Origin of the sequence: Parasphingorhabdus sp. (assembly GCF_039977335.1) — a bacterium.
Taxonomy (GTDB): domain Bacteria; phylum Pseudomonadota; class Alphaproteobacteria; order Sphingomonadales; family Sphingomonadaceae; genus Parasphingorhabdus.
In genome coordinates this window covers 631,076-644,277 of record NZ_JBDWDI010000004.1, presented here as the reverse complement: position 1 = coordinate 644,277, position 13,202 = coordinate 631,076, and the positions used below count along the sequence as shown (strand labels likewise).

15 protein-coding genes are annotated in these 13,202 nt (G+C 50.8%); 5 read left to right on the top strand and 10 right to left on the bottom strand.

Translation table 11 applies throughout. The features are described 5' to 3' along the window. Positions 1-6: 6 nt before the first annotated feature. Positions 7-711 (bottom strand): uracil-DNA glycosylase, encoded by a 705-nt coding sequence (ung, locus tag ABJM21_RS10305; RefSeq protein WP_348301232.1) that lies wholly within the window; start codon positions 709-711, stop codon positions 7-9. A gap of 129 nt (positions 712-840) precedes the next feature. On the opposite strand from ung, the gene ABJM21_RS10300 reads away from it, so the two are divergent. The 4 genes from ABJM21_RS10300 to ABJM21_RS10285 are packed head-to-tail and all read left to right on the top strand — an operon-like array spanning position 841 to position 4,210. Then, positions 841-1,974 carry a beta-ketoacyl-ACP synthase III gene (locus ABJM21_RS10300; protein WP_348301233.1) on the top strand — a complete coding sequence of 378 codons (1,134 nt, stop codon included), beginning with the start codon at positions 841-843 and terminating at the stop codon, positions 1,972-1,974. Between the two features lie 14 nt (positions 1,975-1,988). Continuing rightward, positions 1,989-2,393, top strand: a complete 405-nt coding sequence (locus tag ABJM21_RS10295; protein ID WP_348301234.1) for a GFA family protein — start codon at positions 1,989-1,991, stop codon at positions 2,391-2,393. A gap of 9 nt (positions 2,394-2,402) precedes the next feature. After that, positions 2,403-3,317: an alpha/beta hydrolase gene (locus ABJM21_RS10290; RefSeq protein WP_348301235.1), complete on the top strand. Its 915-nt coding sequence runs from the start codon at positions 2,403-2,405 to the stop codon at positions 3,315-3,317. Beyond that, the gene (locus ABJM21_RS10285; protein WP_348301236.1) at positions 3,314-4,210 is read left to right on the top strand and encodes an alpha/beta hydrolase; all 897 of its coding nucleotides are present in this window, start codon (positions 3,314-3,316) and stop codon (positions 4,208-4,210) included. Before ABJM21_RS10290 ends, ABJM21_RS10285 begins: the two co-directional genes overlap by 4 nt. A 6-nt stretch (positions 4,211-4,216) precedes the next feature. Here ABJM21_RS10285 and ABJM21_RS10280 read toward each other — a convergent pair whose 3' ends face one another. From ABJM21_RS10280 to ABJM21_RS10245, 8 genes are all read right to left on the bottom strand, one after another. After that, a complete protein-coding gene (locus ABJM21_RS10280) occupies positions 4,217-4,993 on the bottom strand; it encodes an enoyl-CoA hydratase (protein WP_348301237.1) in 777 nt (258 codons plus the stop codon). Next, positions 4,993-5,817 carry an SDR family NAD(P)-dependent oxidoreductase gene (locus ABJM21_RS10275; RefSeq protein ID WP_348301238.1) on the bottom strand — a complete coding sequence of 275 codons (825 nt, stop codon included), beginning with the start codon at positions 5,815-5,817 and terminating at the stop codon, positions 4,993-4,995. Before ABJM21_RS10275 ends, ABJM21_RS10280 begins: the two co-directional genes overlap by 1 nt. Before the next feature lie 11 nt (positions 5,818-5,828). Further along, positions 5,829-6,218 (bottom strand): hypothetical protein, encoded by a 390-nt coding sequence (locus ABJM21_RS10270; protein ID WP_348301239.1) that lies wholly within the window; start codon positions 6,216-6,218, stop codon positions 5,829-5,831. Between the two features lie 17 nt (positions 6,219-6,235). Further along, positions 6,236-6,550, bottom strand: coding sequence for a DUF3297 family protein (locus ABJM21_RS10265; protein WP_348301240.1), 315 nt, complete (start codon positions 6,548-6,550; stop codon positions 6,236-6,238). Between the two features lie 86 nt (positions 6,551-6,636). Further along, positions 6,637-7,053, bottom strand: a complete 417-nt coding sequence (locus ABJM21_RS10260) for a DUF805 domain-containing protein (protein WP_348301241.1) — start codon at positions 7,051-7,053, stop codon at positions 6,637-6,639. A 94-nt stretch (positions 7,054-7,147) separates the two neighbouring features. After that, positions 7,148-7,534, bottom strand: coding sequence for a DUF805 domain-containing protein (locus ABJM21_RS10255; RefSeq protein WP_348301242.1), 387 nt, complete (start codon positions 7,532-7,534; stop codon positions 7,148-7,150). A 38-nt stretch (positions 7,535-7,572) separates the two neighbouring features. Then, positions 7,573-8,025, bottom strand: a complete 453-nt coding sequence (locus tag ABJM21_RS10250; protein WP_348372835.1) for a DUF805 domain-containing protein — start codon at positions 8,023-8,025, stop codon at positions 7,573-7,575. Positions 8,026-8,484: 459 nt separating this feature from the next. Beyond that, positions 8,485-9,426 (bottom strand): MBL fold metallo-hydrolase, encoded by a 942-nt coding sequence (locus tag ABJM21_RS10245; protein WP_348414414.1) that lies wholly within the window; start codon positions 9,424-9,426, stop codon positions 8,485-8,487. Between the two features lie 225 nt (positions 9,427-9,651). Here ABJM21_RS10245 and ABJM21_RS10240 point away from each other — a divergent pair, with 225 nt between their 5' ends. Then, positions 9,652-11,151: a PQQ-dependent sugar dehydrogenase gene (locus ABJM21_RS10240; RefSeq protein WP_348301245.1), complete on the top strand. Its 1,500-nt coding sequence runs from the start codon at positions 9,652-9,654 to the stop codon at positions 11,149-11,151. Between the two features lie 20 nt (positions 11,152-11,171). Here ABJM21_RS10240 and typA read toward each other — a convergent pair whose 3' ends face one another. Next, complete coding sequence (typA, locus tag ABJM21_RS10235) at positions 11,172-12,989, bottom strand: translational GTPase TypA (RefSeq protein WP_348301246.1); 1,818 nt, start codon at positions 12,987-12,989, stop codon at positions 11,172-11,174. Positions 12,990-13,202 lie beyond the last annotated feature (213 nt).

Genomic DNA, 13,202 nt, shown 5'->3' with positions numbered 1-13,202 from the left:
CATAGGCTATGCGAGCGGCAAAGACCAGTCGATCGGCGGCAGTCCCTTGGCTTCCAGAAAGGCATTTGTCTTGCTGAAATGCTGGCAACCGAAAAAGCCGTTATAGGCTGACAACGGCGAGGGGTGCGGTGCTTTCAATACCAGATGCTTGCCGCCTTGCTCGACGCTTTGCACAAAGCTCGCTTTCTTTTGCGCATAGCTACCCCACAGCAGAAACACGACGGGCTCTTCCTTCGCCGCAATCAAGCGGACGATGGCATCGGTAAATTGCTCCCATCCTTTGCCACGATGGGATGCTGCTTCTGCCCGTTGAACCGTCAACACGCTGTTGAGCAACAATACGCCTTGCTTGGCCCATGATTCGAGAAACCCGTGCTGTGGGCGCGTCATGCCAATATCGCTTTCCAGTTCCTTGTAGATGTTGACTAGCGATGGCGGCGGCCGCACACCAGGTTGCACGCTGAAGCACAGTCCATGGGCTTGCCCCGGACCGTGATAGGGGTCTTGACCCAGGATCACGACACGCACCTTGTCCAGCGGCGTGAGGTCGAGCGCCCGAAAATATTCGCTGCCCTTTGGGAAGATCGGCTTTCCTGCTTCTTTCTCTTGAACCAGAAAGCTTCGTAGCTTTGTCATATAGTCACTGGCAAATTCAGGCGCGAGCGCCGCCTTCCAGCTTTCGTGCAATTTTATTCGGTCTGTGTCAGTCATATCCGACAAATAGCAACATGCCCATAATTGGCAATCGAGCAGCGACATGACTTGCTAGTTGTGAAATGGGACTTTACGATATTGATCAACGACATAACCCTTTTGACCAGAATCTATGAGTATGCCTTTATGACCGATACTAACACCCCCGTCATCTCCGCCACTGGCCTGTTCACGCCAAGCGATAGCATCACCAACGAAGAGCTGGTGTCCAGTTTCAACGCCTATGTCGATTTGCATAATAAAGAAAATGCCGACGCTATTGATGCCGGCGAAGTTGCGGAATTGCAGCATAGTTCGGTAGAATTTATTGAAAAGGCGTCCGGCATAAAATCGCGTTATGTATTGTCAAAAGATCCGATTTTAAATCCTGAAACCATGTGTCCACAAATGCCGGAGCGGCCCAATGAGGAGATATCGATCCTTGCTGAAATTGGTGTAAAGGCGGCTGAACAAGCACTGGAACGCGCCGGACGGAAAGCAGAAGATGTCGATGCGGTGCTCTGTGCGTGCTCCAATCTTCAGCGCGCCTATCCGGCGATTGCTGTTGAAATTCAGGACGCTCTAGGCATTGGTGACGGTTTCGGCTTTGATATGAATGTCGCCTGCTCGTCCGCGACATTCGGTATCCAAACGGCAGCCGACTACATCCGCTCGGGCAGCGCGAAATCGGTACTGGTGATCAATCCGGAAATCTGTTCAGGCCATTTGAATTGGCGGGATCGCGACAGTCATTTCATCTTCGGTGATGTGGCAACGGCCATATTGGTTGAAGCAAAAGACATTGCGCCAGCAGAGCATTGGGAGATTGTTGGAACCAAGCTCAAGACTCAATTTTCGAACAATATCCGCAACAATTTCGGTTTCCTCAACCGGACCAGCCCAGAGACACGGGATGATGTGGACAAGCTTTTTGTCCAAGAAGGGCGCAAGGTCTTCAAGGAAGTCGTGCCCATGGTTGCCCAGATGATTGTCGATCAGGCAGAGAGACTTGGTATCGAAGGTTCAGACCTTCGGCGCATGTGGTTACATCAGGCCAATGCCGGAATGAACCGGCTGATCGCGCAGCGCGTGCTTGGTCATGAGGCCAATGACGATGAAAGCCCGACGGTGCTGGACACTTATGCCAATACCTCATCGGCGGGATCAATCATTGCCTTTCACAAACATAGCGCAGACCTGTCAGACGGTGATATTGGACTTATCTGCTCTTTTGGCGCAGGATATTCGGCGGGAACGGTTTTCGTTAGAAAAGTCGCATAAACGGGGAGAATATTATGACAATGACAGGACAATGCCTTTGCGGGTCAGTAAGCTATGACGTCAGCGGAGAGCCACAAATGACCGGCGTCTGTCATTGCAAAAATTGCCAGCGCCAGTCGGGTAGCGCCTATTCCGTGTTATTTGGTGTAACCAATGACCAACTGAGCATTCAAGGTGATCTGACGACTTATGAAGATAGCAGCGAAACGGGCAATGTCGTGGAACGGCATTTCTGCGGCAAATGTGGCTCACCGCTACTTTCCACACTGCCTACACAACCGGGTATGACCTTTGTCAAAGCTGGCACTTTGGATGATACCAGCCACCTCAATCCACAAGTGCATTTCTGGACCAAAAGCTCTCAGGATTGGGTAACGATCGACCCCAATGTGCCGCAAATGGAAGGCAATCCGGGATAGGACGGCGCCATGACCAGTATAAGAGCTCGGTTGCTTGCCAAAGCCCTTCCGCTGACGGGGTTGAAGGCGCTTTTTTCGGATGAAGCGAAACTCCGGGCGAGTATTCCCAAATCCCGTGCGAAAAAGGTTGCTGCGCCTGGCAAGGCTTTACATCGCAAGTTTGACGTCACGGAAACCGATCGAGACGGGCACCCGATATTCACTCTGTCGCCAAAATCGGGAAGCCATCGGCGTGTGTTGTATATTCACGGTGGCGCTTATGTTCTGGATATTCAGCCGGGATATTGGACATTGCTGGGCGAGATCGTGCACCGGACTGATGCTACGGTGGTCGCGCCCTGCTATCCATTGACGCCAGAGCATGACTGGCAGCAAAGCTATGACTGGATGATGCAGGTCTATGACGCGCTGGTTGATGAGGTTGGCGCAGACAATATCATCATCATGGGGGACAGCGCAGGCGCCGGTTTTGCACTCGGCCTTACCCAGATACTGCGGGATCAAGGCAAGGCGATGCCGCACAAAATGGTTCTGTTATCCCCATGGCTCGATGTCAGTATGACTGATCCGATGCAGCCAGCCTTGACGAAGAGGGATGGGATATTGGGCATTGATGGCCTCCGTGCAGCCGGCGAGTGGTGGGCCGGAGAAAGCGGTTCCGTCGAAACAGCTCCGGTTAGTCCTCTATTTGGAAGCGTTGAAAACCTTCCGCCGACAGCGGTGTTTACCGGAACATTTGATCTGCTTTGGCCCGATGCTAGAAAGTTCAAAGAAAAGGCCGAGGCCGCCGATTTATCCATCGATTATTTTGAGTTTCCTACGATGCAGCATGTCTGGATGTTATTCCCGATTCCGGAAGCCAAGAAAGCTCGTCAGCAGATTGCAGATTTCATCAATGCCGATCTTGAGTCCGCTTCCAAGTGATCAGTAAACGCGCGCGATTTATCAATTTCATCTTGCGCTTGCTGAAGGTTCAGCAACGTCTGGCGGACTATGATACCGGCATGAAGTTTCTATCACGGGACCGGAAAAACGGCCCGGCCCGGCCCAGCAAGTGGTTCAGGAAGCATAGTCAGCTTGGCGATTATCACATTGATAATCATAAGGTTTATGAAGTTGATTTAAAAGAAGGCTCAAGCAAGCATCACATTTTCTATCTGCACGGCGGGGCCTACGCGTTCAACATTGTGTTCGTCCATTGGACGATAATCAAGAAGCTCATCAAGGCGACAGGGGCTAGCGCGACGGTTCCCCTTTATCCACTCGCCCCTGAGCATGATTGGTCCCAGAGTTACCCCGTGGTGATGCGGGCTTATGACCGGGCCGTGGCCAAATATGGTGCCGAGAATATTACGATCATGGGCGATAGTGCAGGCGGCGGATATAGTCTGGGACTAACACAGATGCTGCGTGATCAGGGCAAGCCGATGCCGGGTAAGATTATATTGCTCTCCCCTTGGCTGGATGCGACCGTCAGCGATCCGTCGCAGCGAGAGCTTGAGAAGCACGATGTGTTGCTCTCGATCCAAGGCGCGCAAACAGCTGGCCAGTTCTGGGCGGGTGAGGGTAAAGATCCCTCGGCTTTTCCTGCCAGCCCGCTTTTTGCAGCCATCGATAAATTACCGCCCATCGCCATTTTCGCCGGCAGCGATGACCTGCTCTATGCCGACGCGCTGCGCCTAAAGAAAAAGGCCGATGCACAAGGCGTTCCACTCACTCTTCACGTTGGAGAACAAATGCAGCATGTCTGGATGTTACAACCGATCAGAGAAGCGAAACTGGCACTGGATCAGATCGTATCATTCATCAAGGAGTGAACAGGCTTAAGCTTTCAACGCGCGCCCACGCTCGATAACCGCTAGCCGTCGATGCTCAACTTCTTCAGCGCTGACACTGTCGTTATACGCATTAGTAACTTGCTTTTCTAAAGCCATCGCGTCTTTGAAATTGCGATCATAGCCATCGAGGATGAGCTTTTTATAGGTCTTGAGAAATTCTGGCTCGATTGTCACCATATCGGCCGCCAGGGCCTGCGCTGCTGGCATGAGTTCATCCGGTGCATAGACATGATTGACAAGGCCCCAGCGGCAAGCGGTCTGGGCATCTAAGAACTGACCCGTAAAGCTCAGTTCGCAGGCACGAGACAAGCCAATATAGCGCGATAGCTTTTGAGATAGTCCCCAGCCGGGAATGATACCAACACGGGCATGGGTATCAGCAAAGCGCGCATTGCTGGAAGCGATTAGGACGTCACAGGCGAGCGCCAGTTCAAATCCGCCGGTTATGGCCACGCCATTAATCGCGCCAATTACCGGAATTTCAAGACTCTCAAGTGCTCTGCACGGGTTGCTCGCTGGCTTCTGATCGGTTGCAGCGCCAAGGCCTGACGATCCCAATTCTTTGAGGTCCAGTCCAGCGGTAAAGGCCCTTTCTCCAGCACCGGTTACAATCACCGCACGGATATCGGGATCGGCCTTGATATTCTCACAGGCGTCAAAAAACGCATCGCGCAAGGCATGGGAGAGGGCGTTCATAGCCTCTGGGCGGTTAAGCGTGATGGTTGCTATGCCGTCTTTCTTATCAAGCAGAACCAATGCCATCAGCCATCATCTCCAGCTTCATATTTTTCGGCAATCTGGGCCCCGAGCCCAGCGGTCATTTCAAACAGCTTTTCTGGGTCACTTTGCCGCAATTGGGCCAGCATCAATTCTGGGCCTTCTGCAATGATCAGCTCGGGCACCTTGTTGGCTACGGCTTCAATGATCTGACGCGCGCATTCGGAAGGTTCCATGCCATTGTCGATCACCGCGTCTGATTTGTCACGTTTCGATCCGTCTTTGGTCAGGGCATTGCGCGAAACATCGGTGCGTATGGAACCCGGTAAAATGTTTGTGACATGGATATTGTGGCGCGTCTCGGTTTCGGCACGCAGCGCGTCCATGTAACCGATCAGACCGTGCTTAGCTGCACAATAAGCGGTACGGAGCGGTACACCAATCCGTCCGGCGACGGAGCTAATCCCAACAATATGACCGCCGCCAGCACTGATCATATGGAGCAGGAGCAGCTGCGTGAGCCATATCGGTGCCAGCAGATCAACATTTACGATCTGATGATGAACATTGGGGTCGGTATCAAGCGCCAGACTGCGCTGGCTAATGCCGGCATTGTTTACCAGCACATCAACCCGGCCTTTCCATCGCTGGGCTTCAGCTACCTTGGCCGGCAGCGCATCATAGTCAGTGGTCTCAAAAGGGAGTAGCAGCGTATCGGTGGAGATGTCGGTTGCCACAGCTTCCAACGCTTCAACCCTGCGGCCAGAAAGAATGATATGTGCGCCATTTGCTGCAAAAGCCTTGGCTAGCGCTTCACCGATCCCCGACGACGCGCCGGTGATCCAGACGATTTTATCGGTAAAGTCCATCGTTCAATTCCTTATTTGTCGATCTGTTCGGATGTTTTTGATTTCCGCCATCCAACATAGCAGAGAGCAAGCATGACGATATTACCTAAAGCGTCAATAAGGCCCATTGCCGTGAAAACCGGATCATGGAATGTGAAATAATAATTGAAGCCAAAAAATGGTATCAACGCGATGCCGTAGACTAGAAATGTCCTAGCGGTGAAACGGGCGAAAGCCGCGAACAGCCCCGCTAGCAAGGCCTGTGCGCCGAAGCAGGCCATCATGAACGGCAAGATGCGTCCACCGCTGCGATATTCCGGTAGAAAAACGGTATCGATAACATGCTGTGGAAACAGAGCAGCCCATCCACCCAGTATGAAGAATACCAGCGCAATAAAATATTGAATGCGCTGGGGTGTCATCTGCTGCCTGACCGCTCTTAGGAGCCTTTTTTGATGGACGGGGCGTCGTCACCCAGATCTTCAAACCAGGCCTCTACATCGCCGTTTAACTTGATGAGCAGGGGATTGCCTTTGCGGTCAACGGTTTTACCTGCCTGAACTTTAACCCAACCTTCGGACACGCAATATTCTTCAATATTGTTCTTACGCTCCCCGCGAAAATTAATACCGATGCCGCGCTCTAGCAATTCTCCGCCATAAAATTTGCTCCGCGGATTGATCGCGAGATGATCAGGTGGGGTATCGGCAGCGGATTTGGTTTCTTTCGCTGGTTCTTCGGGGGTGTCGGTCATGTTAAAACTATCTCCAAAAAAGGGTTGCGGCGCTTTGCCACAACCCTATCGAAAATCAAGGGCTAGCAACTGCCCTGATATGTGATTTAGTTGAAAACATCTCCAACATTATCACTCATTTTCGGATCCTCACCATAGCTGTTTTTGCCCTTGGTTCCATCGAGGCACATGAAGACAAAAACAATCAGTCCGCCAAGATAAGGTATGAAATTCAGCAAGACGAACCAGCCGGACTTGTCCTGATCATGGAAACGACGAACTTGTACAGCTATGGACGGGACGATGATTGCCAGGAAATAGAGGCCGAATAGGCCGAACATTAAGCTGCCGCCCAACGACATTCCACCCGAAGCATCTGGTGAAAAAGCACCTAAGATGCCGCCAATTATTGATATTCCGAAGACAACGATTATTTGGAGAAGCGCGAACATCCAATATTCCTTGCGCCGCGAGCGCCCGCTAAAATCCGCATAGCGTTTCAGCGGCATCAACATCCATTCCATTGGTCTTCCCCTCTTTTTATTTGTCTGGCGAGCTTAAGCTGTCCTGATCGAAAATCAAGTCAACCGTGAAGAGCGAGCAAGCTAACCGACTATATCAACTGAATATATCACCGATATCCTGTTCCATTTTCGGATTTGAACCATAGGCATTGCTGTGGCTATCGCTGTCCGACACAAAAAATATCAGGAGCATGATCCAGCCAATAAGGACCAAGAATATCAAAAGAAGCCACCATCCGGACCGCCCGGTATCATGTAGCCTGCGAACGCTAACTGCTAGGCTGGGCACTAGCAGCGCAAGGCTAAGTATCGAGTTTACGGGACCATTATTCTCGAATGAGAAACCCAGCAATAATGTGTCAATCGCAGATGCTATCAGCCCCAGGATGATAGAGAACAGAAAGAACATCCAATATTCCTTGCGCCGCGATCGCCCGCTAAACTCGGCATATCGCTTGAGCGGAAGTAGCATCCATTCCATATCAATATTTCCTTCATGTCTCTGTCAGAGCAAGATATTTATTCAAATACCTCGTGGGTATTCTGATCCCTTTTTGGATCCTCTCCGAAACGGTTTTTGCCTTTGTTCCCCTCCAAGCAATAGAACACAAGCAAGACCAGAAAACCGATATAATTTATCACGGGGATGACGCTCAACAAGACCCACCAGCCGCTTCGGTCGGTATCGTGAAGGCGTCTTACTTGCACGGCCAAAACCGGAATAAACGTGGCCAGTGCATAGATGCTGAACAGACCTACCAATAGGCCGATGCCAGAAGGCAAGTCGCGTGATGCATCAAACGTACCGGATGCATCAAGATAATCAGATGGATCGAATGAGAAATCACCGAAGACCATAGCAATCATGGTAATTAGGGTGATCGCGATGACCTGAAATAAAAAGAACATCCAATATTCCCTGCGCCGCGATCGCCCGCTAAAATCCGCATAGCGTTTTAATGGTAAAAACATCCATTTCATCATATTCTCCTATTCGTACAGTCATATTACGAACCCGGACTGGATATGATGAAAATAAATTACCTATTCAACTTGTAAGACTGCACAATTATTATGTTTTATATTCACACTACCATGCAGCATTATACTGCTTATACACAGAATTGCTAAAAAATATTTTCCGAACTGAAATCTGAAAATAGTTCTATAAGCTTCTGTTTTTTGGTATTTTAATCATATTAAGAATATAGGATAATTCCTATGCTGTAGGAAAGCAGAAAATCAGGAATATTCGAGCCGGCCAACAAATCATAAATTGAAACCTGTTTTCGATTCAATATTTATTTCGATCAACTCATATCGCTTTGTGATATCTTGGTTACGCCGTCCATTCAGGAACTGACAAGATCAGAAGGAGATGGTTTGCAACGACCAGCTGATCTAGGCTTCATGAGCTCCATCCCTCTTCCCCTACAGAGGATGGCAAGACAAATCATCTGCCATTAGAATGGGACCGCCAAAACTTTCGGCAATGGCTGCATTGACCTCATTTTGTAATTTAATGGCGCGCTGCATATGATGTGTGAGCAGCAATGTTTGCGCATCCAACGCGGCGGCGGTTTCACCCAGGGACTGGGGATCGCGGTGCAGGCCGCGGGGCTGTCCATCGGCCATGGTGATCGCATTGTGCATGATCAGTAGGTCGGGTTTTGTGTGAGACAGCGTTTCGACAAAATTTTCGCTGAGGAAGCTCTGATCACCGGAAAAGATCAGGGTTTTGCTTTGCGTGCGAACGACATAGGCAAGGGTTGGTACATCTAAATGATGCACCGCAATGGCATCGACTTTTAGATCATCCTTGTCCCAAATGCGCTGAAGTCCCGGTTTTTGGCTATCGATATTCTGAACCGAGAGGCGGGGTAGGGCGGTGTTGTCGTCCAGATAAGGATGGAGATAGCGAAGCGCGCCGCCCTCTTTGCCGATCAAGGCATCCAGATAGGCAGTAGTTGAAGGAAATTGCTCGCTACCCGCTGGGCCAGCTATTGTAAGCCCTTCTGTCCGCGCCGCGAAAGCGCCGTTGTTCAGCAAGGCAGGAAGACCGCTGGCATGATCGCCATGGAGATGGGTGAGCAGGATGGCGTCATGATCATTGAAATCGACCCCTGCCTCGCCATAGCGGACAAACGCCCCGCTTCCGGCATCGATAAGCAGTCGTGCCTTACCATCGATCCAAAGAATATTGCTGGCCCCCGCGCGATGGTCATCAGCTATGGGGCCACCTGAGCCGAGGACCTGCAAAGCGATGGGATTGTCTCGGCACGCCGTCGGATCCTCTGCCGGAACTTTGGTGTCGACAGTCGTATCAGCTGAGCAAGCAGAGAGCATTGCTAAGGCTGCCAATGTGCTGCCCAAGTTGAAAGGCCTTTTTGTAAATGTTGTCATGAGTTTTTATTGGGGTATCTTAGCGTGTGGCACAATAGTGACTTGTTAATTATATTCTATCAAGGATCACGCATTGAGATAACAATAGTGCCCATTTTTCTTTGAAATTTTCAATAATAATCATCAGAAAATTCCCTTGAAAGCCGAATATTTCAACGCTAGCACCGGTAATAAATAGTTGGGGGCTTGTGAACTATGCGGCGTTATATTTTTACTGGTTTAGTTCTTTCATTGACGGCTTGTGGTGGGGGAGGGGATTCCTCTTCGCCGGTAGTGTTGCCTCCCAGTGTCAATTCACCTCCACAAATCACAACAGGTCCGACGGCAAACGTTGCTGAAAACGAGACGGCAGTTTTGACTGTACAAGCGACCGATGCAGACGGCGATGGGTTAAGTTTCTCGATATCAGGTGGCGATGATGGCGACGACTTCTCGATTTCGGCCGGAGGAGTTCTCAGTTTCGCGTCACAGCCGAATTTTGAACTTCCAACAGATGCTGATCGAGATAACGTTTATCGATTAAGGGTTCAGGTTAGTGACGGTAGCGCTAGTGACACCCTCGAATTCACTGTAACCGTCAACAATGATCGGGAAGGAATTGGTGTTCGAAGAATAGCGACGGGAATGAACGATGTAACCGCCATTGCTACGATACCGAGTCAGGCAAAGGTGTTCGTGGCACAGCGTAACGGGAACATTTATGAACTTGATACAATTGATGGGACGCGTGTTCTCGATCGCACTGTTCTGAACGTGAACACAGTCGGTGAAGGCGGGCTTCTGGGATTAGCCGTTGATCCGTCTTTCTCTTCCAACAATAGTTACTGGGCATTCGTCACTGCTGCAAGAACGGGGATATTTGCTACCGCAGGGAGTGACATCACGATCCGGAAAATTAATCGTACGATCCCCGAAGGTTTGTTAGGTACGGGGACACAGCTCCAGATACCACATGCTTCCGACTCGAATTATGGAGGTTGGCTTGGGTTTGATCCCGACAACAATCTCTACATTATGGTCGGCGATTCTGGTAATTCCAATTTAGCCCAAGATCCCAATTCAAAATTGGGTAAAGTTTTGCGACTGCAACCGAATCCAGATCCATTTGCCGGAGCAGCGCCTGCTTTTTTTCTTGTTCCAGCGGGAAATCCGTTTGCTGCTGGCGGCGGAGATCCGTTTGTTTTTGCACTTGGTGTGCAGGACCCCAAGAACGGCTTTCTGTTTGGTGACGGAGTATACTTTGGTGACAGAGGAAGCTCGGTTGCCGAAGAAATCAACTTCCTCCTGCATACCGGTAGTGCCGAAAATTTTGGCTGGCCATTTTTTGAGGGTAGTTCCCCGTTTATGGGTAGCAGCGGAGGTCCGCTGGTTATGCCAGTGACTGAATATGCAAGGGGCAATGGCGACCGGGAGGGAAGCTCTATTGTCGGAGGCGCGATTTACGAAGGCCCAGTCCAAAGTCTGCAATCGAAATATATCTTCGCGGATTTCGCAAACGGCAATATATGGGCTGTTAGCGTTACGGACCTTTTGTCGGGAGAAATTATCCCCTCATCAAGCTATGAATTGCTCAATGCTGATTTCGAGCCAGATGTAGGCAGTATTGATGCCATTGTGGCTATTGGCACTGATCAGGAGAAAAACCTGATCATTGCTGATTCCGACGGCGAAATCTTCGTCGTCGAACCGGCGTAACAGAGCTTTTGTCTAACTATCTATGCCGCTTCAGCTTTACGCGACGCCTTCTTGCGATCGTTGGGATCTAGATAGCGTTTGCGCAGACGGATGTTTTTCGGTGTTACCTCGACCAGCTCGTCATTGTCGATATAGGCAATCGCCTGTTCCAATGTCATGACCTTTGGCGTTGTTAAACGAATGGCATCTTCTTTTCCCGAAACCCGGAAGTTGGTAAGGGCCTTGGATTTCATAGGATTAACATCGAGGTCGCCGGGCTTGGCATTTTCGCCAATGATCATGCCTTCGTAGACCGGTGTTTGCGCGCCAATAAACATTATGCCGCGTTCTTCGAGCATATTCAGCGCATAAGCTGCCGTGGAACCGGTGCCGTTGGATACTAGTACACCAACCGGGCGGCCTTCGATAATACCTTTATACTCGCCATATTTCTCGAACAAGCGGTTCATCAGGCCGGTGCCGCGTGTGTCCGATAGAAACTCGCCGTGGTAACCGATCAGGCCACGCGATGGTGCCGAGAAGGTCAGACGGGTCTTGCCAGCGCCGGACGGACGCTGTTCGGTCAATTCCGCTTTACGGCGCTGCATCTTGGAAACAACGGTGCTGCTATATTCGTCATCCACATCGATGACGACTGTTTCATATGGCTCTTGCCGTTTGCCGTCTTCTTGGCGGTACAGGACGCGGGGACGGGAAATGCCGAGCTCAAAGCCTTCGCGGCGCATCGTTTCGATGAGAACGCCCAATTGCAATTCGCCGCGACCAGCGACTTCAAAGCTGTCTCGGTCGTCACTTTCGGTCACCTTAATGGCTACATTGGACTCTGCTTCGCGGAGCAAGCGGTCGCGGATGATCCGGCTGGTCACCTTATCGCCTTCACGGCCCGCCATCGGGCTGTCGTTAACAGCAAAGTTCATTGATAGAGTTGGCGGATCAATCGGCTGTGCGGCAATCGGTTCTGTGACGGAAGGATCGCATATGGTATTAGAAACGGTTGCTTTGGTAAGGCCTGCCAGCGAAATAATGTCGCCCGCCTTTGCGCTTTCGACGGGAACACGATCCAAACCATCAAAAGACATGATCTTGGTCGCGCGGCCGGTTTCAACGACATTACCATCCATGTCGATTGCGTGGATCGGAGCGTTCAAATCAATTTTACCGCTTTCAACTTTTCCGGTCAGGATACGGCCAACGAAGTTGTCGCGGTCGAGTAGGGTGACGAGGAATTTGAAATCGGCGTCCGGGTTCACATCCGGCTCTGGCACATGCTCGACAATCTTGTCGAACAGAGGAGACAGATCTCCCTCGCGTACTTCTGGAGTGTCGCCGGCATAGCCATTGCGGCCACTGGCGAACAATGACGGGAAATCAAGCTGCTCATCATTGGCATCGAGATTGACGAACAGATCAAAGACTTCGTCCAGGACTTCTTCCGCACGGCCATCGGGGCGGTCAATCTTGTTGACGACTACGATAGGCTTCAGGCCGAGAGCCAGCGCCTTGCCGGTGACGAATTTCGTCTGTGGCATGGCACCTTCGGCACTGTCGACGAGCAGGATAACGCCATCGACCATCGACAGGATGCGCTCCACTTCGCCGCCAAAGTCGGCGTGGCCCGGCGTATCGACAATGTTGATCCGCGTGCCTTTCCACTCAACGCTGGTGCATTTCGCAAGAATCGTGATGCCGCGCTCTTTTTCCAGGTCGTTGCTGTCCATAGCGCGTTCTTCGACACGTTCATTGTCGCGGAATGTACCGGACTGGCGGAAAAGCTGGTCCACAAGGGTGGTTTTGCCGTGATCAACGTGCGCGATAATGGCTATATTGCGAAGAGACATATCAAATTCTGCCGTAAGAGAGGAAAGGGGGCTTATCTGCCGCGCCTTATATTGGGTGCGCCCTTAACCTGTTTCGTGCTGCGCCGCAACATCAGAAACCAGCTTTGATACTGTCTATCGCTACGCCGCTAAAATAGCATAAGCATTTTCTGAATAGATAATATAAAGATGAAATTCCGCTATCTCGTTCTCAATATAGATAGATATGAAAAT

What these genes read in the sequence shown, in the direction of transcription:
- ung (WP_348301232.1), bottom strand. Translation starts at nt 711, where the DNA reads ATGACTGACACAGACCGAATAAAATTGCACGAAAGCTGGAAGGCGGCG.
- ABJM21_RS10300 (WP_348301233.1), top strand. Translation starts at nt 841, where the DNA reads ATGACCGATACTAACACCCCCGTCATCTCCGCCACTGGCCTGTTCACG.
- ABJM21_RS10295 (WP_348301234.1), top strand. Translation starts at nt 1,989, where the DNA reads ATGACAATGACAGGACAATGCCTTTGCGGGTCAGTAAGCTATGACGTC.
- ABJM21_RS10290 (WP_348301235.1), top strand. Translation starts at nt 2,403, where the DNA reads ATGACCAGTATAAGAGCTCGGTTGCTTGCCAAAGCCCTTCCGCTGACG.
- ABJM21_RS10280 (WP_348301237.1), bottom strand. Translation starts at nt 4,993, where the DNA reads ATGGCATTGGTTCTGCTTGATAAGAAAGACGGCATAGCAACCATCACG.
- ABJM21_RS10275 (WP_348301238.1), bottom strand. Translation starts at nt 5,817, where the DNA reads ATGGACTTTACCGATAAAATCGTCTGGATCACCGGCGCGTCGTCGGGG.
- ABJM21_RS10270 (WP_348301239.1), bottom strand. Translation starts at nt 6,218, where the DNA reads ATGACACCCCAGCGCATTCAATATTTTATTGCGCTGGTATTCTTCATA.
- ABJM21_RS10265 (WP_348301240.1), bottom strand. Translation starts at nt 6,550, where the DNA reads ATGACCGACACCCCCGAAGAACCAGCGAAAGAAACCAAATCCGCTGCC.
- ABJM21_RS10260 (WP_348301241.1), bottom strand. Translation starts at nt 7,053, where the DNA reads ATGGAATGGATGTTGATGCCGCTGAAACGCTATGCGGATTTTAGCGGG.
- ABJM21_RS10255 (WP_348301242.1), bottom strand. Translation starts at nt 7,534, where the DNA reads ATGGAATGGATGCTACTTCCGCTCAAGCGATATGCCGAGTTTAGCGGG.
- ABJM21_RS10250 (WP_348372835.1), bottom strand. Translation starts at nt 8,025, where the DNA reads ATGTTTTTACCATTAAAACGCTATGCGGATTTTAGCGGGCGATCGCGG.
- ABJM21_RS10240 (WP_348301245.1), top strand. Translation starts at nt 9,652, where the DNA reads ATGCGGCGTTATATTTTTACTGGTTTAGTTCTTTCATTGACGGCTTGT.
- typA (WP_348301246.1), bottom strand. Translation starts at nt 12,989, where the DNA reads ATGTCTCTTCGCAATATAGCCATTATCGCGCACGTTGATCACGGCAAA.